Source organism: Paraburkholderia caballeronis, from assembly GCF_900104845.1.
Lineage (GTDB): Bacteria > Pseudomonadota > Gammaproteobacteria > Burkholderiales > Burkholderiaceae > Paraburkholderia > Paraburkholderia caballeronis.
This window is the reverse complement of sequence record NZ_FNSR01000001.1, coordinates 482,728-508,742: the sequence shown is the minus strand read 5'-3', so window position 1 is coordinate 508,742 and position 26,015 is coordinate 482,728. Positions and strand designations below refer to the sequence as shown.

The 26,015-nt window shown below is 58.5% G+C and carries 15 protein-coding genes and 1 pseudogene; 4 read left to right on the top strand and 12 right to left on the bottom strand.

Translation table 11 applies throughout. The features are described 5' to 3' along the window. Positions 1-105: 105 nt before the first annotated feature. From BLV92_RS02170 to zorA, 6 genes and pseudogenes are all read right to left on the bottom strand, one after another. On the bottom strand, positions 106-3,564 hold the full coding sequence (locus BLV92_RS02170; protein WP_090541858.1) for a YhaN family protein: 3,459 nt from the start codon (positions 3,562-3,564) through the stop codon (positions 106-108). 5 nt (positions 3,565-3,569) lie between these two features. Beyond that, entirely contained in the window at positions 3,570-4,826 is a 1,257-nt protein-coding gene (locus BLV92_RS02165; protein WP_090541856.1) for a metallophosphoesterase family protein, read from the bottom strand. 127 nt (positions 4,827-4,953) lie between these two features. Continuing rightward, positions 4,954-8,814: an SNF2-related protein gene (locus BLV92_RS02160; protein WP_090541854.1), complete on the bottom strand. Its 3,861-nt coding sequence runs from the start codon at positions 8,812-8,814 to the stop codon at positions 4,954-4,956. Next, a pseudogene (locus tag BLV92_RS02155) lies at positions 8,814-10,199 on the bottom strand (EH signature domain-containing protein); the annotation flags it as partial. The gene BLV92_RS02160 and the pseudogene BLV92_RS02155, both read right to left, overlap by 1 nt. Before the next feature lie 329 nt (positions 10,200-10,528). After that, positions 10,529-11,233, bottom strand: a complete 705-nt coding sequence (locus BLV92_RS02150; protein WP_090541852.1) for an OmpA/MotB family protein — start codon at positions 11,231-11,233, stop codon at positions 10,529-10,531. Between the two features lies 1 nt (position 11,234). Then, complete coding sequence (gene zorA / locus BLV92_RS02145) at positions 11,235-13,238, bottom strand: anti-phage ZorAB system protein ZorA (protein ID WP_090541850.1); 2,004 nt, start codon at positions 13,236-13,238, stop codon at positions 11,235-11,237. Positions 13,239-13,895: 657 nt separating this feature from the next. On the opposite strand from zorA, the gene BLV92_RS02130 reads away from it, so the two are divergent. The 3 genes from BLV92_RS02130 (at position 13,896) to BLV92_RS32465 (ending at position 14,779) form a co-directional block, all read left to right on the top strand. Next, the gene (locus BLV92_RS02130; protein ID WP_243844022.1) at positions 13,896-14,117 is read left to right on the top strand and encodes a hypothetical protein; all 222 of its coding nucleotides are present in this window, start codon (positions 13,896-13,898) and stop codon (positions 14,115-14,117) included. A gap of 130 nt (positions 14,118-14,247) precedes the next feature. Next, positions 14,248-14,526 carry a hypothetical protein gene (locus BLV92_RS31355; RefSeq protein ID WP_134169760.1) on the top strand — a complete coding sequence of 93 codons (279 nt, stop codon included), beginning with the start codon at positions 14,248-14,250 and terminating at the stop codon, positions 14,524-14,526. A 34-nt stretch (positions 14,527-14,560) separates the two neighbouring features. Beyond that, positions 14,561-14,779, top strand: coding sequence for a hypothetical protein (locus tag BLV92_RS32465; protein ID WP_090541843.1), 219 nt, complete (start codon positions 14,561-14,563; stop codon positions 14,777-14,779). A gap of 108 nt (positions 14,780-14,887) precedes the next feature. Here the strand turns inward: BLV92_RS32465 and BLV92_RS02120 are convergent, their stop codons facing one another. The 4 genes from BLV92_RS02120 to BLV92_RS02105 form a co-directional block, all read right to left on the bottom strand. Further along, complete coding sequence (locus tag BLV92_RS02120; protein ID WP_167626995.1) at positions 14,888-16,777, bottom strand: UvrD-helicase domain-containing protein; 1,890 nt, start codon at positions 16,775-16,777, stop codon at positions 14,888-14,890. Then, a complete protein-coding gene (locus BLV92_RS02115; protein ID WP_090541839.1) occupies positions 16,774-18,759 on the bottom strand; it encodes an ATP-dependent nuclease in 1,986 nt (661 codons plus the stop codon). Before BLV92_RS02115 ends, BLV92_RS02120 begins: the two co-directional genes overlap by 4 nt. Before the next feature lie 344 nt (positions 18,760-19,103). Continuing rightward, entirely contained in the window at positions 19,104-20,069 is a 966-nt protein-coding gene (locus BLV92_RS02110; RefSeq protein WP_090541837.1) for a sce7725 family protein, read from the bottom strand. 26 nt (positions 20,070-20,095) lie between these two features. Then, positions 20,096-21,025: a sce7726 family protein gene (locus BLV92_RS02105; RefSeq protein ID WP_090546763.1), complete on the bottom strand. Its 930-nt coding sequence runs from the start codon at positions 21,023-21,025 to the stop codon at positions 20,096-20,098. A gap of 197 nt (positions 21,026-21,222) precedes the next feature. Here BLV92_RS02105 and BLV92_RS32460 point away from each other — a divergent pair, with 197 nt between their 5' ends. Continuing rightward, positions 21,223-22,197: an HNH endonuclease gene (locus BLV92_RS32460; protein ID WP_244283731.1), complete on the top strand. Its 975-nt coding sequence runs from the start codon at positions 21,223-21,225 to the stop codon at positions 22,195-22,197. Between the two features lie 490 nt (positions 22,198-22,687). On the opposite strand, the gene glmS is transcribed toward BLV92_RS32460, so the two are convergent. Further along, positions 22,688-24,505: a glutamine--fructose-6-phosphate transaminase (isomerizing) gene (gene glmS / locus BLV92_RS02095; RefSeq protein ID WP_090541832.1), complete on the bottom strand. Its 1,818-nt coding sequence runs from the start codon at positions 24,503-24,505 to the stop codon at positions 22,688-22,690. A gap of 78 nt (positions 24,506-24,583) precedes the next feature. Further along, positions 24,584-25,945 carry a bifunctional UDP-N-acetylglucosamine diphosphorylase/glucosamine-1-phosphate N-acetyltransferase GlmU gene (glmU, locus tag BLV92_RS02090; RefSeq protein WP_090541830.1) on the bottom strand — a complete coding sequence of 454 codons (1,362 nt, stop codon included), beginning with the start codon at positions 25,943-25,945 and terminating at the stop codon, positions 24,584-24,586. Between the last annotated feature and the right edge of the window lie 70 nt (positions 25,946-26,015).

Here is a 26,015-nt window from a genome sequence, read left to right as displayed (position 1 = left end):
GTGTTGCCCTTTTCTGCAGCTGCCACGATTTGCGCACGCTGTTCATCCAATGTGATTTGCGACATTGCGAGGTCCCTTGGTTCGTTGGCCGATGATAGTTCTTGATTACAGGTGCACGACATTGATGGCATCGCCCAATGTGTCTCGAGCGAGTGCCTCTATGTGATGGTGGTGGGTCAGAAAAATCACCTGGGTCTGTTTGGCAAGGGACGCCAATGCCCGCAGGCCCGCAGCCGACCGCGCATCGTCATAGTTGATGAACAGGTCGTCTGCTATGAAGGGCAGCTTGGACGCCTGTTCCAGGCGAATTTCCAAAGCGGCCAAGCGTAGCGCCAGGAATAGCTGGTCTCGGGTGCCGTCGCTCATGCCCGAGATACCAACATGCTTGCCGTCGGGCCGGCGCCCCTCCAGCACCATGGGTTGCTTGTCGAAGTCCACGACCAAGCGCTCAAAGGAACCCTGGGTCAGTTCCGCAAATATTGCGCTGGCCTTGGCCAGCATCGGGCCTTGCTTATCCTGACGATAGCGGTCAATGGACCAGCGCAACAATCGGGCAGCAGTGAACACCTTCACGTAGCGCTCGGCCGCATCGGCCATCTTCGACAACGCTTCTTGCCGCTGACCCTCTGCCTGCGCCGCCGCGTCCGAGCCGCCAATGGCCGTCAATGTGGACTCTGCGGTCGCCAGTTCTGCGGATAGCGCTCCCTGGCGCTCGACGACAGTCTTGAGGTCGCCGGACAGCGCGGCAATCTCCGTGGCAATCTCCGGCAAGTTGGCCGCTGCAATCTCAGCCTCAACGTCTTGTCTCGATTGGCCATCTCCGCCTGCCGTCAGGTCGCGCCTTAGTCGGGAGGCTTCCTCCAGCAATCGACGCTTTTCATCGGATTGAGCGATGCATTCAGCCAAAGCCTCGCGCGTAGATACGCCGGCCCGCGCCTTCAAAGGCTCAATAATGGCTTCTGCCTCTTGCTTGGCGGTTTCCAACTCAGCGACGTGCTGCTCCGCCGCTCTCAGCGCAGCGGTTAGCCGCTCTCGTTCACCTCGCGCCTCATTGGCCAGCCGCACCTTGATGACAAGCTGCTGCACAGCCTCAGCAGGTTCCTGGTCGCCGAGGGGCACAGCAATAGTGCCGCACAACGCTTCAACGTCCTCGGCAAACAAGGCGAGGTCTGCTTTCATCGTATCGATACGCTCTGCCTGAATCCCGCAAGCCTTGCGTGCCTTTTCCTCGATTTCGCCAATCAGTTCCAGGGCACCTTCGACAGTTCCGGTGTCGTAGGCAGCGTCCAGTCCGGCATCCGACAGCGTGGCAGCCCAATCGGCTGCCCACGAGGCCAATTCCTTTCTGGCCTCGGTTAAGTCATCTTGGAGCGCCGCGTAGACTTGGCGAGCCGTGACCAACTGGCCATTCAGCGCCTCTCGACGTCCTTTGACGCCATCGGCTTCAGAAATGAGATGTTCCGCTTGAATGCACAATGCGCTCAAGTTCTCATCGCTCACCTGAGCAACGCCGTTCTCCTCAAGGACGGCGCGCAGCTCCTGAGTCGCGCTTGCCAGGGCGTTCAACGCGGACTGAGCATCCGTCTGGACTTCAAGAAGAGCGTGGCCGCGGTCAAGCGCGCCGTCTTTCTTGCGAATCCAGTCTGAAGCATCTTCGAGCGGCAAACCGTCGAGGCCCGCTGCCGTGGTTAGCGCGCTCCATTCTGCAGAGAAAGTTTCCAGCTGCTCCTTGGCTGTCTCCAACTGGTGCTCAAGGCGGGTTTGGGCATGTTGCTGCCTTTCGAGTTCATCTTTGCGCGATTGAAGTTCTGTCACATCTTCGACGTTACTCAAATGCGTGTCCGCCAGCGTATCCGCGTCCTGCATCGCCGATTCGAACTGTTCGGCATCGACCTCAAAATCGTCTGTCCGTTGTTTGACGGACGCCCATTTCTCATCGCGCTCAGCTCGCGCTTGCTCCACCATTGCGTAGGTGGTCGGATGTCTCAATTCCGTGAATTGATTGACCCGAAGCTCGGCTTCCCCGACAGCAGAAATCTGTTCAGACAGGTCCTCAGACAGCGATTTGACCTGTGCATCGAGATTCTGTCGCTCACGCAGTCGGCGTGAGAGTGCCTCACCGGAGGGGAGTTGGAGCTTTGACAGGTCCTCGAGGTTCATGCGCCAAACGCCTAGCGCTCGCATGGCTGCGTCAAGCCCGGCCTCAGCTTTTTCGGCTAGGGCACGTTGCTTTTCCGGAACCTGTGCGGGGTCGCCCAAGGATTGGGCCTTGCGCAAAGCGGCCCGCAGACCAGCAGTGACCTTGACCTCGGACAAGCAGTCCAACTGGGCTTCAAGCGACCCAATATCGGATTTCTTTGCCCGCTCAGAGGCCTCGGCTGCCTTGAGAGTTTGCTCAATCCCGCTGGCTTTCCTCGCAAGGTCGCTGAGCTTACGACGAATCAACAACGAGGGCAGATTGAGCAGCAAGTCTGCTTCGGATTCGTAGGCCCATTTCAAGTCGAGACATGCGCGACGAATATCCCCTTGAAGAGCCTGAATTTCGCTTTTTCGTCGTTCGATGTCCCTTGCGTACGGCTCGTACCGGACGCGACGCGCCTCCAGTGCGGCAATGCGCGGCTCGGCGCTCAACAGGGGTTCATCCACCGAAATGGCCGACAGAGACTCCTTGGCCGCATCCACTTCGCCCTTGCGAATCTTCAACCCGGCTTCCGCGCGAGCGATGTCGCGTTCTGCCTGGCTCAGTGCTTGAGCTGCATCTTCCGGCAGGTCTATCGATTCTTTAAGGAGTTCCAGAGCGGCATCGTTTTGGCTGAGCGCGTCAATAAGCGGCGCCAGCCGACGCACACGTTCGAGCCGCGCTCGACGCATATCGAGTTCGCGCCAACTCGTCCGCGCTGCCTCCAGCGATTCTCGTAACGTCTCGACAGCGCTGTTTGCGTCGGCCCATACCTTCGTGCGAACTGAGGCCTTCTTGAGGGCGCCATTCGCAAGCTCAAGTTGGTCCGCAGCGGCATAGTAAGCGCGTTCAGTCGATTTTCGGGGCGCCCAGAGCTTGTCGGCTTCTGCGGCCAGTTGGTCTCGCACTGTTCCCAGGCTCGCCACCCCAGCCGCTGATTGGAACAGGATTCTGCCGATGTCACTTTCCGCATTCAGGATGTCGTTGCCGCCTTCAACCAGTCGGAAGTGGTCAAGCCCGAACATGCGGTCAAAGAAGTCTCTGTCGATACCACCCAAAAATGGCTCAAGTGCCAAATCAGGCAGCACGCCGTCTGCGGGGGTTCTAAGCGTCTGCCGTTGGGCCTTGATTCGGACGAAGTCCAGTGACGTCTCGCCATTACTGACGGACGCGCCCAACTTGAGTTCGTTCAATGGATGCAAAAATCCGTGCGGTGAACGCACGGGAATGCCAAAGAGTAGGTCGAGAATCGCCGCTCTCAGCGTCGATTTGCCGGCCTCATTCGGACCGACGATAAGATGAAAATCAGTTGTCGAGTCAGGGAGTTCGAGAGACCGTTCGGAGAACTTGCCGAACTTAAGCAGGTCGAGTCGTTGGAAGCGCATAGCCGTCACTCCGTCCTCTCAAGATGGGCCAGCAAACCTGCACGCGCCTCATTGACCAGTGTGCTCAGACTCCTAGTTTTGATGTCGGGAAAATAAGCAACCATCTGTTGCAGCTCAGGCGGGGCCTTGGTCACCAAGCCAAGCAGTTCCTCCTGAAGCGCTTTCAAGAAATCTTCGTCGCCCTCGGCAGTCGCCAGCAATTCACTGAGGTCAGACAGCGCGTCGTGCCGCGCTTTAATGGTCTCCCCATCGTCTTTCATGGCGGTTCGAACCCGCACCTTTTCAATCCACAATCGTTCGGGTGCCAGCGCTGCGGCGAGCCCCAGCACCTCCTGGCGTAGTTGAGCCTCTTCCCCGAACAGGTCTCCGTGCGCCACCGATTTGCCGACCAACGTCACCCTCATGGCATAGGTTAGGCTGCCGCTGGCGTCATCCAGAAATTGGGTCAGCTCGCTTTCGACAGCTCGGACGGCCGCGACCAGCGATTCGCATGCGGAGACATCCACGACTAGGTCGTGCCACCGTAAAACGTCAACATACAGGCGTTCAAGCGTTCGCTGGCCTGTGCTATCCACACTCACCAGAACAGCACCCTTGGCCCCCGTTTCCCGAATGTGCCGCCCCTGGAGATTGCCAGGAAACACGATAGTCGAAGGTCCATCCCAGACACGATGCTCGTGAACATGACCCAGGGCCCAGTAGTCGTAGCTCGTGGCATGCAACTCATCCAAACTGCAGGGAGCATAGGGGGCATGTGCCGTATTGCCTTCAAGTGCCGTATGCAGCACCCCAATGTTGAACATGCCGGGTTCGGGCGCGGGATAGGTCGTGACCAGGTTTTCATACGTCGCCGCGTCTTTGAAGCTTCGACCGTGCAATGCCACCTTGAGATGCTCGATGCGGAAGGTCGAACACTTCCTGGTCCCAAATCCGTAGACATTGTCCGGTAACCGCAGTTGCTTGGTCATCTCGCTTTCGGCGTCGTGATTGCCGTAGAGGAGATACACCGGAATATTCACTTTCTTCAGGCGTCCCATTTCCTTGGAAAAGTAGATGCCTGTGTTGTGGTCTTTCCACGGTCCGTCGTATAAATCGCCTGCAATAATCATGAAGTCGACCTGCAGCTCGATAGCCTCACTGACCAGATTGGTAAACGCGGCGCGAGTTGCGCCTCGCAGCAGGTCTGCCGGGGCATCCTGATAAGCGCTCAGGCCGATGAGGGGACTGTCGAGATGTATGTCTGCCGCATGGATGAATCTCAATATCTTCTCCGTTTAGGCTTTTTCGATAATCGGATTCAACTCATTTGGTGCAGGATGCCCCACGCACTCAAATCCGATGGCCAGTAATCGATTCACTTCGAGGTCCTTCGTTCTTGGTCTCATGACGCTAGTTCGGGGACAGCATTTCTTCCTGTAAGGCTTCGTCGAATTCGTGATTACTCACAGGATGCCGGGCCAGAAGTTCTTCTAGCTGCGGCCTTGTTACGAGTTCGACGTGGTTAGCCTTGGCCTGCTCAACGGCACCTGACGTAAATTGCTGGTTGGTGACAGCAATCTTGGTGAACCGGGTTCGTCGGAATCGTGCCTGGTATATCGCAGCTCCCGCCGTGACCTCCTTGATTGCGTCCCATCCCAAATCACTCGACTTCGAACTCTTGCACTGGAGAAGTACGCCCTCGCGTCCTCTGAGGGCAACGACATCAATTCCGCCATCGCCCCTCTGTTTCGGGGTCACGCTGGCCTGGAAACCCTGCTTGTGCCACAACAGACAACAAAAGGCTTCAAAGCCATCTCCATCCATACGGTCAACGTCGTCCATGGTCAGATAACGTTTCGGGACCATTTCCCCGTCGTTGCCGTCACCCACGAGCTCGGTAAACGAAGCATCTTTGCCTGTGCCGTTGAGCATCGCTGCCAACTCGCCATCGTTGAGCGTCGACCCCGCCAGAATGGCCTTCTGCTTCAATAGCTGGTCCAGTCGCGCTTCAAAGGTACAAAAATCCTCCGCCACTACTGTGGGGCAATAGACAAAGACGTCTCGCTCTTGGCCAATACGGAACGCACGGTCCGTAGCCTGCGACTCCTTTGAGGGATTCCAGGCACGTGTGAAATGGAACACGTGGTTTGCTGCAGTTACGTTTAGCCCAGCCCCTGCTGCAAGAGTGGACAGGATAATCACATCAAACCCGGGCCGTTCCGAAAACTTGTCGATGTAGCGCTGCCGCCCTTGGGATTCGCCATTGATAATGAACGGACGAATCCCAAAGGCTTCTTTCAGGAAATAGTAGAGCGCGGCTTGAACTTCGCGCAGCTCAGTAAAGACGATGGCCTTCTCTCCAGCCTTCTCGACATCTTCAAGTCGCTCTAGAAGCCAACGTAACTTCGGCGAATTCTCTAGGTGTACCTTGCGCCCCGACTGGTCGACTAGGAACTTTGAACCAGGCAGGCAGTACGGTTCAGCACATACGGCCTTCATCAGATGCAGCGCACCGAAAGAGAGCGCTGCCCGTCGACGACCATTGGACTCTGCGACTGCGTCCTTAAGTTTTTTCAGCCCCCCTTTGTACAGAATGCGCTGATGTTCGCTCATGGCGATTTCCAGCCGCTCGCCGTCATCAAGGACCGGTTTGAACTCTAATGATTGTTGGCCAAGATGTTGCGTCGCGAAATACTTCGTGGGAAGTTCAGAAGCGATGCCCGCCTTTGTACGACGCAGTGTCTGCGGAGCTATCGCGGCTTGCAGACGCGTTAGAGCCTCCTTCTGCTCGTCCGTATCACACTCAATTGGGCGACGGTACACTTTGCCGAACTCCTCAAGAGCTCCGAGCAAACCTGGTTGTACAAGGTCGAAAAGACACCATAGGTCTGCAAGCGAGTTCTCGACCGGTGTGCCTGTACACGCGACGCGGAAGTCAGCCTTCAGCTTCTTCGCTGCCAAAGTAACCAAAGTGCCCGGCGTCTTTATTCGCTGCGCCTCGTCGTAGATGACGAGAGCGAAGGGCTGTTTGGCCAGCGAGAATTCATAAGAGGTCAGAACCTCATACGTCGTGACGATGACTTTCGCTGAACCAGCCCACCCTGGCTTGAGGAGGTCCACGATGCCGACTTGCTGTAATTGACTATCGATAAGTGCTCTAGGTTGTTTACGCTCCTGCAGGCTTTCTCCGTACAGGACAAGAGTCTCGGGAAACGACGGCGTGAAAAACTTGCGCGTTTCGTTCTCCCAGTTCTCAAGCAAGCTCTTTGGCGCAACGACGATAGAGGGAGCAGCACTTGGGTTAATCTCGTAGTACCACGCCAAGAGCGAGAGCAATTGCAGCGTTTTTCCCAGTCCCATGTCATCGGCCAGCAATGCTCCGCGGCACTCGGCGGGTGCTTTTGACACGAGATGCTGGAACCAAGCGACTCCATGAAGCTGGTGTTTCTTAAGCTCAATGCCAGAGCTTAGGCAACGCGGCAATTGCGTCATCCAGTCTACTGGCAGTGCCAGAGACGCTCGTCGCTCTTCGAAATAGTCGACGCCATGAAAATTTGTCTTAACGAGCAGCGTCTGTTTGGCTTTCTTCGCCTCCCTCGTCTGTCTACCTTTTTCGCCCTTTATCTGGTCCTGTGCGCCAACCATACTTAAAAAGCTGTCCGCGAGGGTTCGTGCTTGCGGTGTTGCGATGGCCGTCGGCAAGCTGCCGTTTCGCACTTCAGGCTGGCCAGTGGCTTCAGCCTCGCTAACCTGCTTGTCGAACTCCTGAGCCCACTCTTTCGTTAATGGAATCAGGACGTCACCTTCATGCCCCTGAAGGGTGACCTTCACCATCGGCGTGAGGTCCGAAGGTAACCATCCTTCGTCCCCTTCGGCTTCCTTCTTGTCCTTTTGGAACACAGGGACGTAGATGGGCTTTACCGCTCCAATTCCTTCAATCCGACTGCTATAGCCGTCAAGCTGATAGACATCCTCAAAGTCGATACGCTCATCCGGCTGTGTCCGCCACATATGGCAAAGCAACAAACCCTGCTCAAGCTGTAGTGTCGATTCAGCATCCAACGTTAGGTCGAATTCATCCCAGGGAAGGAACTCACGCTCCAACTCCAAAGCATTTTTTAGCCGAACAAGGAACTCATCCAGTTGCTCGGGTGTGTTAAACCCCGTGACGTCTGTTCTCGCGCCACCGTCTCCATAATGCTCGGTTACGAGGAGGTCGACCACGGTTATTCTGCCCGCGTCAAAACGCCCCACAATGCTGAATAGAGCTGCGACTGGTCCCGCATCGGCACGGTCTCGTTCAAATTCATCTTCTTTGAGAACTTCATAGGCAGTCTCACCGAGAAATGCGAAGGGGTTGTGCACGAACTTCTGGGCCTTCGACCCAGCAACTTTCCGTCCAGGCATCTCCCGTTTGATGACCTCAAGAACTTTGCGCACGGGCTCCGATATGACAACCCGAACGCGGCCTGCACCTCGCGTAAGGTCATAGTGCAGTTGAACCGAGTTAAAGCCGTCAAACGCGGTCAACCATCCGTCGGGAGCACCGTCGAATGTCGGGGAGACTGTAAGCACTCGGCCGAACGGCGTTTCGTCCTTCAAAAGTGGGAGTCGGAGAGTTTCGGGAGTAAGGACAAACGTCGTTTCCAGATACGGATTGGCGAATAGTGCGCCAGCCTGGTCTGCCACCCGACGAATCCGGCCCCACGCCAGCTCATGAAAGTGCTGGTTTCTTTCGTTTGGACTGCGCGTGCGAAACCGAGCCACCTCGCTCACGGTCGCCCAAGCAGCAGCTGCGAGCATCTGTTGTTCGTTATCGATTGTAGCGATGGCGCCAATCAAGCCGTCGGGCTGAATCTGGCGTATGCCGTCCGTCCAACCCACTACATCAAGCTCAAATTCAGGTGAAGACAGCGAACCCGAGCAATCGAGAATTGGGCGCAACGGCCCCTGTGGAGGCAACGCAAGAAGGCGCAGCGCGCCGACGTGTTCCACGGCCCCTTGCAATTCATACAGGTCCAGCCAAGGAATCAATGCACCGCTTTCTTCGAGTACACATCGCTCTTCCGCAGCAAGCTGCGCCAGATAGGCACCGAGGACGGTATCCTCCGGACCTGCCGTATGGATGGCCTCAAGCAGCGCTTCGGCGGTCGGCTCGGGCAAATCTCGGGCAAACTCGACCCAAGCACCTTCACCGGTCCAGACAATTTTTAGAGTCGGCTCATGGGTCTTCGCGGTTGTTGCACGTTTGAAGAAATCAAAGAAACCCATCAAGCCTCCGGAAAGTACCAAGCTTGTCTTCTGTCCGCCCATTTGAAGCCCATGACGCTGAGCTCGGTCGCTAACAAGGTCCGATGTAGTGAGTCTTTGACCCAAAGACGCCCCCCACCCGAACCATTCCGCAGGTCTTCAATTGAGGCACCCGGAAATTGCGCCATTAGTGCTTTGAGCGCCAACATATTGGGTGCGCGCTGACCCACATCGCTCTGATTCGTAGGCGCACTTGTCCAGCGACTCTGTCCGGAAGCTGCCTGAGTGCCTCCCGTCGACAGTACTTGTTGGGCACCGGCGCGGTCTGGTCTGATACCTAGGCTGCCAAGCTCGATAGCCGCCCGCTTCTCCCATCCGGGGGTATGCACAATACGAGCTGCACAGCGTTGATGGAAGCCGGCACCGAGGTCATCCGTCCCGCCGATGTAGTACTTGCCATGGCGGTCGAACGGCACAGCGTCGGACTTGTACACATAACAGGCATTGGGCTTCCGGCTGAATTCGATGATGAGATATGCTCCAATCTGCATCATGAAAGCATCAACCTCTCTCTTCCCAGTTAGCTGGGCGTAGGCACCTTCCTCACGTGCGATGAGGTCGCGAATTTCCAAATTCGTCCGCTTGAGCGCCATTGTGTCGGCCCCGAACACAAGTCGGGTCCACGTGATTTGCTTCAGATACTTCGACCAGAATGCCAGACGCCCTTCATCGGCCTTATTTCGCGCAGCGAGAATATCGAAAAAATCCTTAAGATTTCGCTCGTTGACCCAGCTAAGCACCATGTGCCAAACCGAGTCCGGAACCCGGGTCCAGGCAGTGGCAATACCAGCGGCCCGGAGTTTCGGATTCTTCCATACGGTAGGCTGGCAAACATAGTCACGCAGTTGCTCGTCCTGTCGAGCGCCTGCACACGCGTGATATCGAATCAGAATGACTTCCAGCGCCTCGTCGCGAAAGGCCGGCTTGCTGTCGACTAAGCGCAGGAGTAACGGTATCTGCCGCCGAAACTGCTCATCGTCTCGGTTCGAAGCCGCGAGCTTGACCGTACCAAGCACAAGTGCATGCCAGAACCAACTGGACGGAGGAATACCTAGGTCGGCTGAAAGGCGGTCGGTCGCAGCCGTGTCTCCTCTAAGATAGGCGGACGCGTATTTTTCTACCGGCTTGGCCGTGAGGACATCGGGCTCATTGCGAAGTACTTGAATCCAGTCCGGAACCAGCGTGTTGCCGGTTTCACGGTCGATTAATGGCCAAGTCTGCGCCAGGAACGACCGAAGAGCTCTCCAGCCATTGTGCGTTACTTCGTCTTCGGTAATAGTCGGATTAAATTCGAAATACGAGTAGAGCAGACCGTGCCATGTCAAGCGCCATAGCTCGCCACGTTCAGCCTCGTGCGCGTAAGTAGCGAGTAGGGCTGCGAATCACCGGGACCCCAGGACCGTGGCGCCGTTCTGCTCGCGGACTGGCACTGCCAGCGCGGAAGCGACGAGGTCGCGCTGCCAAGAGCTGAGCTCGTGACCACGTAGGAAAGCTCTAGCTGCATCATATGCATCCTCCTTACTCGGCCTTGCTTTGGCATAGCCTTGGAAAATGCGTTCGGCATCCATGACTGGCTTTTCAACCAGTTCCGGCTTGCCGAATTCACCGGTGTGCAGACCCATGGCCCCTATAGCGACTGCCAGGTCGCGACCGAGCGTCTCCAATGCTCTTGTGGCTAGCACTTGCCAAACTCCTTTCCGTTCAACACGTCGTTCGGCGCCGGCCTATTTTCGTCAAGCCCCCAGAAATCGATTTTGAACTCCACGCGACGGCTCTCTGCCTTGTCCTTCTTAATGGAGTTGAATGAATAGCCGCCAACGAGAAATAGCTTCTGTACTTTCTGGAGTTGCTCAGGTGACAGCGAATCGCCTCCTGACGCATTTTGGAACAGAGAGCAGACCACGCTGCGACTTCGGTCCAAACTCAATTGCAGGTTATATAGGTACGTTCCGTCCTCGTCGGTGAAGCCTTCAACGACTACGTCGCGCATCCAGCGCTGCCCCTCCGGAGTATCTTTGGCGTTCAGAAGTACAGGGATGTAGCTTCGCAAGAACTGCGCAGCAGGAACACTGATGGTATAGCTTCCACTATCAAATCGAACCTCCTTGCCGAGGTCAATTCGATAATTCTGTTGGTCGACACCTACCCCGACACTCTTGGGGTCATCCGCAATCATCGCCATTATCTTGTTAATCGCTGCGCTTCGTTCGATGTTCGCGCGTGTCGCTGCATCAATACTCTGGGTGACCGACACCAATGTGACTGCCATTACCACAAGGAACAGCACCATAAGCGCGGACATGAGGTCCGAGAACGAAATCCAGAAGGGACTTTCGCCCTCATGTTTCGCCCCCCGCTTGAGGACAATACGAGAAAACATCTCACGCCCTCTTCATGCGTTGAACCGCACTAGCAAGCTCTTGAACTACCCCGTTAAGGTGACCGGTACCTTGAGCGAGGTGACGGTCGGTCTCCGCGATGGTGGATTTAACCTGGCTAACGAGTGCATTCCCGAAGTCGGCGAACGCCTTAACGAGCGCTGAATTGACTTGGTCCAGATGGGCACGACTCGCAACTTCCGACGCGCGCATGGCTTCTGCACTTGCCTTAATGCTAGCAACAAGTTCTTGGGACACACCAGCTTCTCTCTTGGCAGACTCAATTAGCGTCGTAAGCGCTGCAACGTGCCCCTCAACCGCCCTGCGCGTAGAGTCATACTGCTCAAATCCTCGTTGAACAGCAGTGGACGCCGCCTGCAAGGCCGAGGACGCACCACCCAACGTTTCGGCGACCTTGGTCGAACGCTCGAACACAGTGGTGACTGCGCCTCCAGCGGTCTCGAATCGCTGGGCGGCGGTACCCATGGTCACCGCGCCTTGATTCATACCGTCAATGGCGCGCAGGGACACCTGACTCAAAGCATCAACATTCTGTTGAGTCTTTGATACTTGGTCGGAGACTGCTCCAAGAAGCGACTCCACTTGGCCCGTTAGTCCACCCACGAGTTGCGTAGCTTGATTCGCGAGCCTGTCCGTGCGCTCCGCCTCGTCTACAGCCGCGGCTTGGCGTAGTCCTTCCAAATTATTCATCGCGGTGGTTACATCCCCGAGAACCTGCATTACGGTCTCTTGCATTACCGCTTTGGATTTGTTCTGTTCCTCGGTCACTAATCGGCGGAAGTCCTGAACAAATTCGCGCATCTGGTCCGTGAGAAGCTGCTGATTATCGGCGGCCTTCTTCATAGCCTCCTCAAGCGTTCCGCTCATACTGGTCGCCGCTTGTTCGTTCGTCCGCTTGATATCAGCCAGCAAGCCCTGCAGCGAAGACTGGACCGAACCCATAGCCTCCATGGACCGTTGCATCTGCTCATTGATGCCCCGCATCTGTCCACCGAACGTATCTTCCAGTTTCGCCATGAAGCCAGTCAGCAAGGTTTCAAGCATGGAGTTGACCTGCTCACCGTTGCCTCTGCTCGTCATCTCCATCACTTCACCCACGCGTCTCATAGGCTCCGCAATTGCAGCAGAAATACTTTCCCCAATGTGCTGGCCAAGGGCCGCGACCGAGGCGTCCTGGGCCGCAATCTGCCTTTCGACCAAGTTCGTCATCATCTTGTTGAGGTCCTCAACAAGGGCATCCTTCAATTGGGCTGTATTTGCCGAATTTTGTTCGGAAGATTTGACGAGGCGAGCAAGGTATTCTTCTCCCGCACCGGTGGCATATAAGCTGTCGATGCCTCGAGTCAATTCTTCGACAAGACGATAAAAATAAGCCAGTACGAGACGACTGATAAAGACCACGGCCATCGCACAGGCAATGGCAAAGCCTGACGCAATAAATGCGTGCTGAACTCCCTGCAGCAGTGGGCCGAGGCCATTGACAGCGGTTTCAATGGGAGTGGGCTTAAACTTGCTCAGTCCCGCGAGGAGCCCGGAGAAGGTCCCGATGATACCTAACCCAGTGAGTACGCCAGGGAGGTGACGGGTAAAGTCATCGAAGAGCCGACCGTCGACCAACGCCTCTCGCGTGAACATCGTGTCTGCGGACACCGTGGCGCGCACTTCCGACAGAACTGTGTCCCCGAAACTGGCCTTTCTCAATTCATGGAGCGTGTCCGCATATTCCTCCCAGAGGTGCTTGAGCGGCTCCCACTTAAAAGCCCCTTCAATGTCCGCTGGCAAGGGTGGTGTCTTGTCATTTAAATGCGACCGAATAGCTCGGACGACGGATTTAAGTTGCCACCAGACCCTAGTTCCCTGAACTAGGTATCCGAGCATAAACGCGCTGGTCAGTACAATGACCGCCAGGAAAATATAAAGTGGAATTCCCTGCAAAGTGCCGAGCGAGGGATAGATTCTCCCCAGCACCCCCGATATGGCATTCATGCAGCCCCCGTCGCTGTGTCGACATCGTTATTGGGATTAGTATGATGTTCCGTTCCAATTCCCTGTCGACGACAATAGTCCTCTACGAGGATTTCGAACATGTTGGTCAAACTTCTATGTTCGTGAATCGCCGCAGCTTCAAGCATGCGTTTTGTCTGCGGCGTGACACGGAATGTCAAGCCGACTGTTTTCTCTGGTCTCATAGCGCATTTTTATGTATTGTGTTTCACAATACATCGGGGGACATGTTTGCGCAAGTTGCCCCAAAACCGCTTGTAATCTGCCACGGTTAAGCGCAACCACAACGCAGCAACGTCGATGCCATCATGTCTTGCCTGATGATGGGCCCGGATTCTTGGGAGGATTGCGGTGGAGTCGAGAGTTAATGCAAGAGGCATTACCACCGTACCGGCTGCAGTCAGAAAAGCTCTTCGGGCGAAGCCTGGCACTAGACTGACCTGGTTGCCCATGCCGGACGGTTGTGTTGTGGTGCGCGCGGAATCGGGGTCTATTCGTGAGCTAGCTGCAATCCTGAAGTCGGATGCTACGGTCAGTGTCGAACAAATGAACCCTTGGCGAGATTGAAGCCGACACCAGCCCGACTATGTGCGACCGGCTGCTCCGCATCAGACAACGATGCAGCTATTTCGACGGACAATGTTCGGCAAGGTTCCGGACGGGGTTGTGAGCAACAGTGGGTTCACTGCTGACGGCCTGGCTGCTTTCGGTCGAGGCAAGCGCGTCATCTGCATGGATGGCCTCGACCTCTTTGACGCACCGGACAGACAGCTTCCCTTGAACCATGTGCTCGAACGGAAGGTTCGACGCGCCGCAGAATCGGGGCTCCCCTTCGAACGCGTGCGCGACCTTTTTGCCTGAGCGCAACCAGGGTAGCTACGCCGACGCGTCGAGATGCCGACAGGCAAACAGACAGCGAGTGCGCTCGTCCCTCAATTGCGGGTTGTGCGACGGCCGCGCCGACAGACGCCTACCTGAGTGGGGTCATCGAATGGAAATCATCGTTGAGACGTATGTGCCCTCTGGCGAACCTTCGTCGGCAGGCCTGCGCGTGAGACCGCTTCCTGGGCAGGGGGTAGACCCAAAGCTCAAAGTCGAGTGCAGTCGTGCCATGCGGCGACAGTATCCAGCGGGCTCGCTGTTCCGGCTCTCGGTGAAGCTGACTGACCGTGAAGGCACACAATTTCTGTACGCTCACCATGCAGCGCCGTTCGAGCACGTGAGCCGCGAAGAAGCGAAACGATTCATTTCGACCATGTTCGGCGCCTGACAAGTCGAAGCACCCTCATAGGAACACGAAGACGATGCAGCAGGCAACCTATAAAGGTTACGTGCTATGGGGTCACGCCATCGAGCAGCAGGAAGAGGTTCTCGCACCCGGGCGATACGCCGCGAGCGGAACAATTACCCGAGAGCGGAAATTCATCGAAGCCTCGCGAGTCCTTGGCGTTTTTGACACCCAGGAAGAAGCGCAGGATGCCGGACTCTCATGGGCGCGTGCTTGGGTCGACTCGCACGGATAGAGCTCTGCTCCCCGAAGTCAGAATTATTGAATCGTAGCCACCGGCCCAGCACGCCGAGTTCGTAGACGTTGCCGCGCCGGCGATACGATTCAACAAGCAGTTTACGAATTACGTCACATCTATCACGACCCATCCCAATGCTTCCAGACGACTCCGATGCGCGTCGGCCAACCTTGATTCATGGACAGCGAACGCCAAGAAGTGTCGCGGGCGAGTCGCCGCCACGAAAAGATTGTTGAGGCGGCTTTTCGTGTTGTCGTCCTTTTCGGTAAGGCTCGACTTTTCTCCGCAGAGAAACGGGAGTGATGCCTGGACGTCGTACTTACGTTGATAGATGCATTCGAGGACCAATGTTGCCGCATGGGTCTCGCCTTTCGCCGCTGCGATAGTTTCCACAGACAGACCGTGGGCGCCAGTTTCCGGTTGAGTGAGGCTTAGGGGGGCTGGCTGCGACTCACTGAAACGACTGATTTCTCGCTCGCGCAGGTCTTCAAGCCTAATGACTTGTCCAGTAATCGACGACAACCGCACTGCCAAGCCGGTCAGAACGACATCCCAGTCGCTCTCAACGGCGGACGGCGTAGGCATATGCAGCAGGCTCTCGACCATCGCGTTGGACGCGCGAAAAGCAGTCTCTTCAGCGTAGGCTTCCAACTGGCGCCAAGTCTTTGCTTCCTTCGCTGGTAACCAGTCGAGGTCGCGCAAAAGGTGAAGAAGGGCAACTCGCGTGCGCGACGCCGCCTCCGCGAGATTGCGAGCCTCCGCACGCGCGGCCGCCGCTATCTCCAGGGACCTATGCAAGTTCACTAAGTATGAGGCTTTTCCGGCCGCGGGAGCATCGATAGCAGCGTAGTCCCCGAGGAATCGTCCACAGCCCTCCGTCGTCGTCTCGTCCTTCCGTTGTCCCACGGCCTTCATACCGTACCGCTCGATTTCGGCCGGCGGCACTAGTTGGGCGGCTCTCTCTGCAAAGGCTGGAATGACGGACTTCACGCTTTCGTTACTGAACGTGAAAAGCGTGACGGGGAGATTGCTCTCGAGATTGTCCCCGACGATGTCCTGGCCAAACTCGCGCAAGCTGTTCGCAACGCTCGCGATGCTGGCACCGAAGCGCTTACTCGTCGATACCGGCAGCGAATCAGGCAGGGGGAAAGTTGCGGCCGTCTTGTCACCAATCCGCAATATGCGCTGGTTCACGTCCCCAAAGCGCTGGAAGATGCTCTGCGCACCCATCGCGCTTTTGAGAAGCTCATCTTGCGCGTCGCTCGTGTCCTGCATTTCGTCAACAAATACGAGCGGAAATCTATACCCCAAGGCCTCGGAGAGCGCGGGATAGTTCGCCAAAGCGTGCTGAGCAAAGGCGAACATGTCGTCGTAACGAAAAATTCCGTCCTTGGTCAGTGACTGTTTGAGGTCTTCAATAAGGGGATAGGTGGCCGCAGTCCTGCCCGGTAGAGTTCCATCCGCGCACGATAGCTCCAGCTCTGGACCGATGTAGCGCAGCGACCGTAACGCCGGAGCGAACTTGAACGGCGAATTTTTGGCCAAAGCCCTCAGCTTGTAGTCTGCATGGATTCGTAGCTCGGAAATCCTTCGACACTCATTGTCGTCAATCACCCGCACCTCGACGCCGCAGCTGCGAAGTAGCGGTAACGACACGAATTTGTGAATGAACGTCTGGATTGTCCCGATAAAGTGCGGGTGCGAGAAAAGGAGCGCCCCGTAGCGGCTTTCACGGAGCCTAGCTTCGATTTCCTCGCGAGCCACGTTCGTATGCGAGACGACACAAATACCTCGGTTCGCGTGCTGCCATTTCTTCGCCAGAATGGATAACTTCGCAGCCAAGAGTGTCGTCTTCCCACTTCCTGGCGCAGCTTGGACGTCTACGCTGCCACCCGCCAACAGAACGGCTTGACGCTCTGGATGCGTAAAGTCCAGCGAGGGGTACTCAACCTTCAGTTCGTCGACGTCTGCCTGCGTAATCGCGGGGATGCTCACGACGTCGCTCCCGGCGAAGCTACAACGCTCGCACTCGCGGCGGACGCGGCGCCGAGTGCCGTGGGTGTGGCGGGGGTCTTCACGCTGTCTGTAGTCACGTAGCGAAGAGCATTTTGGAGATAAGTCGGAAGCGCCGCCAAAAGGCTCGGACCCGAGCCGTAATTTCCAGTCTTGAGCAGATGAGCGCAGAATTGAGCGGCGATGGCTTTCGACGCTTGTTTAATCTGAAGCGGCTTGTAGACGTTCGCAGCGATTTCGTGCGCGGCCTTTCCGTCTTTGACGTAGCCGTCCCAGACCACCTTAGCCGACGTGAGCTCAGCGTCAATTTCGGTTTGAGTCAGAAAGCCATCGTCGCCGGCCTTCTTCGCCAACGCGACCGCATCGTGAAGTAGCTTTGCGCACCCCGACGCGGCCATGTCGTATTCCAACGTCCAGGCGTCTGAGACGAAAACCTGGGTGGAACCGCCCTCGGCACGTTTCTCTTTCCGTTTCACGTGGTCAACAATCTCGGGGGCCGTGTACTGGTCAAAGAAGCGCTTTCCTTTCGCCGGTCGTTCAACATAGTCGATATGCGTCGGTACGATGTCGCGGTCAGTAATGCACGCGACCGGGATAGGAAGGATGTCATCGTTCTTACGCTGAAGGATGCGCGCGTATCTGAACAGGCCGACCGTGCCGACATTGACGATGGATACGCCATGTTCCGAGAACGACAGTCCGCACTGAGCGGCTAGCGTCGGCAGCAGAATGGCTTCGGCTGGGCCTTCGACGATGACGACGGACCGAGCAAAGAAAAGGTTCGCCTTCGTGCTGTCGAGGAAGCGCTGAAGGAACGCGTAGTCCCCGTCTTCGAGTTTGGTGAAACCTTTCCTCAAGGGGTAAGGCTTACCTTTAACCATCAGAATCGTGCTTTCGACAGGCGCCGCTGATGCGAGCGTGGGGCTGTGGGTACTTATCAGCACCTGGACGGGCTGCTCCTTGCGCTCCGCGTGCTCACGGAATAACTCAAGGACGCGGCCTTGTAGCTGGGGATGGATGTGCGCTTCGGGCTCTTCAATCAGCAGAAGAGCCAGCTCCTCGCCTTCGCTAAGGAGAACAAGCTCCGCCGACATGAAGAGGACATTGTTGTAGCCAAGACCGCGCGCACATTGCTCGAACTCCGAGACTCCGATTGGTGGCAACAGAGCAAGTTCCAGCTTCTCCAGGATTTGGACCAGTGACATCCTCGATGAGATGCCAATGCGCGACGACAGCTGGTCGCCAGAAAACGAGACCCGAGCAAGGTGCTTTTCGTTAACCTCTTGCTGTACAGCCTTGATAACTTCGCTTGACGAGATTCGATGCTGAGCCTGCTGCATGAATCCGACGAGCGTCGTCGGTTGCTTCGACGCGTCGTCACGGTCGAAATCGTCATGCTCCTGGCCAACAATGTTCTTGTGAGCCTGCAAGATTTGCGAAAGTCGTGACTGGCGACCCGCGCGCAATTCGGCTTCCGCGTCACGCAGCGGTCTCAGATAGGTAGCGCGAATGAGGTCCCGAACTGCGCTGCCAATTTCGATACCCGAGCCGTCATGCCCGGACATCACGACGGTGACGACGTTCCCGCGGTTACGGCCAATCGGTTTGCCGAATTTTGCGGTTACGTGGACTACAAGATAGGGGTCGCCTGAACTCGGGTAGGTCAGCCATTCAACGACCGTCGCCCGTTGCTCCTTCGACAAGTCGCGGAACTCGGCTTCGAGCCAAAGTGTTTTCGCGCGAGTGTCCCCTTCGATATGGAAGTCGTGCTCTTGAATTCTCAGGAATTCATAGCTCGTGGTCAGCAGCACATGCCGAATTGCATCGATGACCGACGTTTTGCCTGCATCGTTCTCCCCGACGAGAACATTGAGACCCGAAGCGAACTCGAGTTGCAAATCCGTGCCGCTCTCCTTGGAGCCAAACACACGGAAGTTTTCACCGCTGATTCGATGTAGGTACACGTTCTTTCTCTTCGCGTAGATATATTTTCTCGGACCGCTTCTTCTAACGCAGCCCGTCTTACGATTCCGCACCTGCGCGAGAGTCTTCCGTTCCGATATGTCACGCGCGTTGCGGCCGACACTAGACATTGACCGCGGTGGTGAAGGACCGATGCAGACCCAGCGTGAGGCTGATTGAGTTACGGTGGGTGACGGATGTCGCCCCTTGCCGCTGCGCGACGAGCACGAGCGCTTCAACATGCGCGCGTAAGTCGGGATACCACGCGCGGGCGCGGCATGACCACAGCGGCCGCGCTGCTCAGGTTCCGCAGCGCGACCATCAATGGCATGGGGGCTCGCGTCGCTTAGAGCCGGCCCGTGAGCAATTGATGCATCAGAGCGACATGGTGATAAATCTGCCGTTCTTTGCTCTTCCCCAACCCCGGGTAGTGCTGTGCCGCGACGTCGTCAGCGTAATCCTGCAACGCTTGGTCGTTGCCGAACTTTCGCGGAAACTGCCGAGCGCGCGCGACAAGTTTCCCCGCGGCCTGGAGGAATTTTTCGCCGACTGTGCCAACGTTGAGTTCAACGTCGTCGGAAACGAAGTGTTCAACCCACACGTCTCCACCTCGCTCCTTGAACGTGCCGTGTATCGCCACTGCGGCGGCAGGCCCGCCACCCGCTTCAAACGTTGCCCCGAGGATTGTGTAATCGCCGAATCCGACTGCTCCTTGCTGATAGTTCAGGTTTCGGTCGGTGAAGAATTCGATGCCGACGTAGTCGGCGTTGCGCGCTTTGCGTTGGAAGTCGTCGCGTACGTCCACAACCTTTTCACGAGGAAGCATCGCTCGATGCGCCGCGCTCATCCGCTCGTGCAGGTTGATATGGAATCGAATGTTCGCCCTTTCGGCCAGCCGTTGTACCTGAGCGTCCGACAGCCGGGCATTCATGTACAGCAGTGCAACGTCGCGGTCGCGATATTGCGCGAGGAAATCTCTGATTTGGTCCGTGGTCGTCGCTTGCGAGCACTGCAGGCCAGGAATAAGCGAATCGTGCGTGTCGATAGCAGCTTTGATAGGTTCAATCCAGCCGTCGAGGCCGCGGCCATGGAACTCGTGCTGGTAGGGGTTCGTAACGACAATCAGATTGTCATCAGCCTCCCCGAAATCATTCAGCAGTCGCTGCAGGGGCGCATGCGCGCGATTGACCGGCTCGAGTATTGGAATAATGGTGTCTCGAAGCGGGTAGTTACCACGCAACGAACGTAATGCCAACATCTCCGACTGCCGAGCGTAGAGATAAGGAAAGTACAAAGTTTGGCCCTCTCGCATTCCGCCATGCAGGCGGAGAGAGAGCCTCAGGCGAGCTGGAAGCCGACGTTCTCTTTCAATGCAGAGAGTGCGGTTTCTCTCTGGCGCCCTGACAACGGAGTGGCGTAGCCAAGTACGCGCAAGCTCTCCGGCAGCGCGGTCACAAAGCGCACGGTTTCCCCGTCGGTTTTCCTTTTTCTTAATGCGTGGACGAAGATAGCATGCGCCTCCAGGGGCGTAAACTCCCTGAAAATCTCACCGCAATAGGCTTGAATAATCCCGGATGGTTTCACTACCGGCGCGCCGGTTTTCAGCGAAACAGCATCGATATATTCGGCTTTCTGAAGGCAGCTGAATATGGTTTGGGGTGATACGTTATTGCGGTTGGTCAAAGGCTCGCGAATCTGTCGCAGGGAGCCCCGGTCGGTCAGGACAAGGACACCAACGCGCGGGTCAACGATTTCAGCGTAGCTTTCCGCGCAGCGGGGATGAGTCACCAAACAAACGCGGTCAAACGCAGCCAGGTAGTCCGATGTCTGTGTAGTGAGGCGCCGCGGTGTGTCGAATTCAGTTTTGATTTCGTAGGCCGTCGACGTGCCGTTGAAGACCGCAACGTCGACGATTGAGCGCCCGACGGGAAGCTCCACATGCAGCGACGCAGTGTTCGGACTGTGCCTTCCAAAGACTATCCGGCCGGCGATTTCCGTCTTGTAGACGAACTCGTTGCGGTACGCGCGTCGAATCTCGAGCCACGCAGACTCAAATAATGATGCCAACGGCTGGCCCTTGGCGGCCGTCAACAGTCCATGCTCCGCCAGGAACCCGAGCGCTACCTCCCAGTTTCCAGACCGCGCAATATCTGCAAATACCGGCCGCGTGAACATCCGCGCGAGCAGCCGCAACCGCTCTGCCGAACTCAAGGTTCGGCGCGGTGCGCGTGATTTCGCGAGTGGAGCGACGGATTGCAAAGCAGCCATTTGGTCTGGATTGTGGTCAGCGGGGTACCTGCCGTATAAGTCGGTCGCCATTGTAAGCCCGGCGCCGTTTTCATTGCCAGGTCGCAGAAATCAGTGCCAGCTTCCTTCCGGGTTGCCTCGACCGCGAGACTTTTCCCCCGCGCTTCGACCCTGCACCGGTCGCTCGAACAAAGCTACGCCTCTACGCCAGTCCCGCGATGAAAAAGTCGCTCATGGCCAACGAACCGACCCACACGACGGTTCGTGCCGTCATAATTTCAGCGCGGTGTGGCCGTACGTTTGAACAGAATGCCCTTCGGTCATTCGCACATGTCCTTGTCACCGTGCTGAATCTCTCTCTCCTATGCCGGCGGCGCCAACGCGCGCCTCCGCTGGATTCGTGCATCGCAATGCACAACGCATCGCTGTCTTTCGAGAATCAGGACATGCCTCGATACCTTGTTCCATCATCTGCATTTCAACTTGCGCTCGAATTGGCGCGGGCGGTTGTCGCTGGAGGCCTGCAATTGCCGCAGGCCGAACGAGCATTGCGCGATTCCTATCCTGAAATGTCGCCTCGGGCTGCGAAGGGCTACATCGGAAGTTACGTTGCAATGCGCCGCGGCGCGAATTGCTTCGCGACGACTATCGCGGCCAACGCTTGGAAGCTCTACCTCGAGGATATTGCGCAAGACGGCGCCGGCCCGCTCTCGGTCGCGCTGGACACGTTCTTGTCCCATATCGTCTATATCCAGAGCAAAGCGAAGGGTCCGGAAGCTCCACTGCACCAGGTGCACGATGAGTTCGTTGGGGTGCTGAAGGGGATGGCCGTCCACGAGACGGTCGTTGAGAATCTGGACGCCGCCGTCCAGAAGTCCCTGAAGTCTTCTACGGATGAACGTAGAGAGCGTCTCGCCAGTGCAAACAGGCAACCCGGGCAAGTCGTCGTGCTGACCCGCGCATTCAGGCGCAATCCGGACGTCATTGCGGAGGTCCTGCTGCGAGCTGATGGGACGTGCGAAGGATGTGGGCAGTCGGCACCGTTTCAGCGCTCAGACGGGAGCCCGTACCTTGAGGTGCACCATCGCAGACGTTTGGCAGACGGGGGCGAAGACAGCGTCGAGAACGCGATGGCTTTGTGTCCGAACTGTCATCGCGAACGGCACTTCGGAATCAACCACGCCAACGGTTGACGCCTAGACCCGAAAATGACTATTAGTTTGCGCAGCCGCCCATAGAATATCCGGAGATATTGGGGTAGGCCCTTTGCGAAAGCACCGAAACACGCACCTCACACGGTACGCTTCCTCACGCCGCGCCACGTCCAGCCATGCAGCCATGAGCACCAAGGAACCGACCTTCGGAAGGCCGTCGCGGCGCTGGGTTGAGAGTGCGCTTAAGCGTTGAAGGCGCCACGGGAACCTGATTGGGAAGGTGATGCTGGTCGGAGAGAAGCGGAAACGGGGGAGCGGGCCGGGGTCGAAGCCCCGGGAGCCAACGGAGGTGGAGGTTTCCCCGCGTTTGAGGCATTTCCGGGGTGCTGCGCTTTAGTTCTATTAGTTTCCCTTAAGCCCCGTCCTGCCAGGGTTTGCGGGCGGTCCGAGGGACTTAAGGAAAACTTTTGCAGCGAGCTTTAAGTAAAACTATTAGAACCTGCCACATACCACCGCGTGACGCCCTACCTCACTCGACTGTCACCGACTTCGCGAGATTGCGCGGCTTGTCCACGTCGGTCCCGCGCTTGCACGCCGTGTGATACGCCAGCAGTTGCAGCGGCACCACGTGAAGGATCGGCGACAGCAGCCCGTAGTGCTCCGGCATCCGGATCACCTGGATGCCGTCGTCGCTGACGATGTGCGAGTCCGCATCCGCGAACACGTACAGCTTGCCGCCGCGCGCGCGCACCTCCTGCATGTTCGACTTCAGCTTTTCGAGCAGCGCGTCGTTCGGCGCGACGGTCACGACCGGCATCGCCTCGGTCACCAGCGCGAGCGGCCCGTGCTTCAGTTCGCCCGCCGGATACGCCTCCGCGTGGATATACGAAATCTCCTTCAGCTTCAGCGCGCCTTCGAGCGCGATCGGGTAGTGCAGCCCGCGGCCGAGGAACAGTGCGTTCTCCTTGCGCGCGAACTCGTCCGCCCACGCGATGATCTGCGGCTCCAGCGCGAGCACGCCGTTCAGCGCGGCCGGCAGGTGGCGCAGCAGCTTCTGGTACTCCGCCTCCTGCGCGTCGCTCACGTGGCCGCGCAGCTTGCCGAGCGTCACCGCGAGGATGAACAGCGCGACCAGTTGCGTCGTGAACGCCTTCGTCGACGCGACGCCGATCTCGCGGCCCGCATGCGTCAGAAATTTCAGTTCGGTCAGTTGCACCATCGCGCTCGTCGCGACGTTGCACACCGCGAGCGTGTGCTTCATGCCGAGCGACTGCGCATGCTTGAGCGCGGCGATCGTGTCGGCGGTCTCGCCGGATTGCGAGATCGTGACGACCAGCGAGCGCGGGTTCGGCACCGAGTCGCGGTAACGGTATTCGCTCGCGATCTCGACGTCGGTGCGGATCTTCGCGATCGACTCGATCCAGTACTTCGCGGTGAGCCCCGCGTAATAGCTGGTGCCGCACGCGAGGATCAGCAGGCTGTCGATGCCGTCGAACACTTCCCGCGCGTTCGCGCCGAACAGGTCGGCGCCGAACGGATCGGCGGCCGGGATCGTGTCGCCGATCGCGCGCGGCTGCTCGAAGATTTCCTTCTGCATGTAGTGGCGATACGGGCCGAGTTCGACCGCGCCGCCATACGCCTGCACCGCGTGCACTGCGCGCTGCGCCGCATGGCCGTCGCGATCCGCGATCCGCACGCCGTCGAGCGTGATCTCGCACACGTCGCCCTCTTCCAGATACGCGAAGCGGTCGGTGTTGCCGGCGACCGCGAGCGCGTCCGACGCGAGGAAGTTCTCGCCTTTGCCGTAGCCGACCACGAGCGGCGAACCGGCGCGCGCGCCGACGACCGTATGCGGCTGGTCCTTGTGGATCACCGCGATCGCATACGCGCCGTGCAGTTCGCGCACCGCGCCCTGCACGGCCGCGAACAGGTCGCCGCGGTACAGGCTGTGGATCAGGTGCGCGATCACCTCGGTGTCGGTCTGCGACGCGAACTGGTAGCCCTTCGCGCGCAGCGCGTCGCGCAGCGACTCGTAGTTCTCGATGATCCCGTTGTGCACGATCGCGAGCGCATTGTTCGAGAAGATCGGGTGCGCGTTGTCGATGGTCGGCGCGCCGTGCGTCGCCCAGCGCGTGTGCGAGATGCCGGTCACGCCCTCGAAGTGCATTTCCTGCGTCTGCGCGTCGAGGTCCGCGACGCGTTCGGTGCCGCGCACGCGGCGCGGCCCTTCCGCGCCCAGCACCGCGACGCCGCACGAGTCGTAGCCGCGGTATTCGAGGCGTCGCAGTCCTTCGACCAGAACCGGGACGATGTTACGCTGCGCAACCGCGCCGACGATGCCGCACATGAGTGGTGATCCTTTGCAATGAGGGGGAGCGGGGTCGGCCGGCCGCGACGGCGCAAAACGCGCGCGGCCGGCGGCCGTTCATTTCTTCTGCTTGACCGGCCGCACGTAGCCGGGCTTCGCGATCTGCGTCTTGTCGTTGAGCACCAGCGCGTCGGCGGAGACGTCCTTCCAGACCGTCGTCCCGGCCGCGATCGTCACGCCGCGGCCGACGTGCACCGGCGCGACCAGTTGCGTGTCCGAGCCGACGAACACGTCGTCCTCGATCACCGTGCGGTGCTTGTTCGCGCCGTCGTAGTTGCAGGTGATCGTGCCCGCGCCGAGGTTCACGCGCGCGCCGACGTCCGAGTCGCCGACATAGGTCAGGTGGTTCGCCTTCGAGCCGTGCCCGATGACCGAATTCTTCACCTCGACGAAGTTGCCGACGTGCACTTCGTCCGCGAGTTTCGCGCCCGGCCGCAGCCGCGCGTACGGCCCGAGCACCGCGTGCGCGCCGACCGTCGCGTCCTCGATGTGGGTGTACGCGTCGATGCGGGTGCCCGCGCCGATCGCGGCGTTGCGGATCACGCAGTTCGGGCCGACGCGCACGCCGTCCGCGAGCGTCACGTCGCCCTCGAACACGCAGTTCACGTCGATCGACACGTCGCGCCCGCACGCCAGCGCGCCGCGCACGTCGATGCGCGCCGGGTCCGCGAGCGTGACGCCCGCGACGAGCAGCGCGTCCGCGACGTTGCGCTGATGGATGCGTTCGAGCTGCGCGAGCTGCTGCTTGCTGTTCACGCCGAGCGTTTCCCATTCGTCGTCCGGCTGCGCGGTGACGACCCGCACGCCGGCCCCGATCGCGTGCTCGACGACGTCGGTCAGATAGAACTCGCCCTGCGCGTTCTCGTTCTTCAGCGCGGCGAGCCAGCCGGCGAGCGGCCCGCTCGGCACGACGACGATGCCGGTGTTGATCTCCGCGATGCGCCGCTGTTCCTCGGTCGCGTCCTTCTGCTCGACGATCCGCGTGACGTTGCCCGCCGCGTCGCGCACGATGCGGCCGTAGCCGGTCGGGTCCGCGAGCGTGACGGTCAGCACGCCGTAGCCGCCGGGGCCGGCCGCATCGGCCAACCGTTGCAGCGTGGACGCGCGCGTGAGCGGCACGTCGCCGTACAGCACGAGCGTCGGCACCGACGGGTCGATGAGCGGCAACGCCTGCTGCAACGCGTGGCCGGTGCCGAGCTGCTGCTGCTGGAGCGCGAACTGCACGTCCGGCGCGGCGACGGCCTCGCGAACCTGATCGCCGCCGTGGCCGATCACGACGACGAGCCGGGTCGGCTTCAGCGTGCGGGCGGTATCGAGAACGTGGGAGAGAAGCGGCCGGCCAGCCAGAGGATGCAGCACCTTGGGCAGCGCGGAATGCATCCGCTTGCCGGCGCCCGCGGCCAGAATCACGATGTTCATGGCATCGGTGAAAAGACAGGAAAGAAGCGGTGAATTCTAGCACGCGGGCCTGTCGCGACCCGCTTCGCGC

Coding starts and splice junctions, on each gene's coding strand:
- BLV92_RS02170 (WP_090541858.1), bottom strand. CDS start 3,564: ATGCGCTTCCAACGACTCGACCTGCTTAAGTTCGGCAAGTTCTCCGAA.
- BLV92_RS02160 (WP_090541854.1), bottom strand. CDS start 8,814: ATGGGTTTCTTTGATTTCTTCAAACGTGCAACAACCGCGAAGACCCAT.
- BLV92_RS02150 (WP_090541852.1), bottom strand. CDS start 11,233: ATGTTTTCTCGTATTGTCCTCAAGCGGGGGGCGAAACATGAGGGCGAA.
- zorA (WP_090541850.1), bottom strand. CDS start 13,238: ATGAATGCCATATCGGGGGTGCTGGGGAGAATCTATCCCTCGCTCGGC.
- BLV92_RS02130 (WP_243844022.1), top strand. CDS start 13,896: ATGTTCGGCAAGGTTCCGGACGGGGTTGTGAGCAACAGTGGGTTCACT.
- BLV92_RS31355 (WP_134169760.1), top strand. CDS start 14,248: ATGGAAATCATCGTTGAGACGTATGTGCCCTCTGGCGAACCTTCGTCG.
- BLV92_RS32465 (WP_090541843.1), top strand. CDS start 14,561: ATGCAGCAGGCAACCTATAAAGGTTACGTGCTATGGGGTCACGCCATC.
- BLV92_RS02110 (WP_090541837.1), bottom strand. CDS start 20,069: ATGCGAGAGGGCCAAACTTTGTACTTTCCTTATCTCTACGCTCGGCAG.
- BLV92_RS02105 (WP_090546763.1), bottom strand. CDS start 21,025: ATGGCTGCTTTGCAATCCGTCGCTCCACTCGCGAAATCACGCGCACCG.
- BLV92_RS32460 (WP_244283731.1), top strand. CDS start 21,223: ATGAAAAAGTCGCTCATGGCCAACGAACCGACCCACACGACGGTTCGT.
- glmS (WP_090541832.1), bottom strand. CDS start 24,505: ATGTGCGGCATCGTCGGCGCGGTTGCGCAGCGTAACATCGTCCCGGTT.
- glmU (WP_090541830.1), bottom strand. CDS start 25,945: ATGAACATCGTGATTCTGGCCGCGGGCGCCGGCAAGCGGATGCATTCC.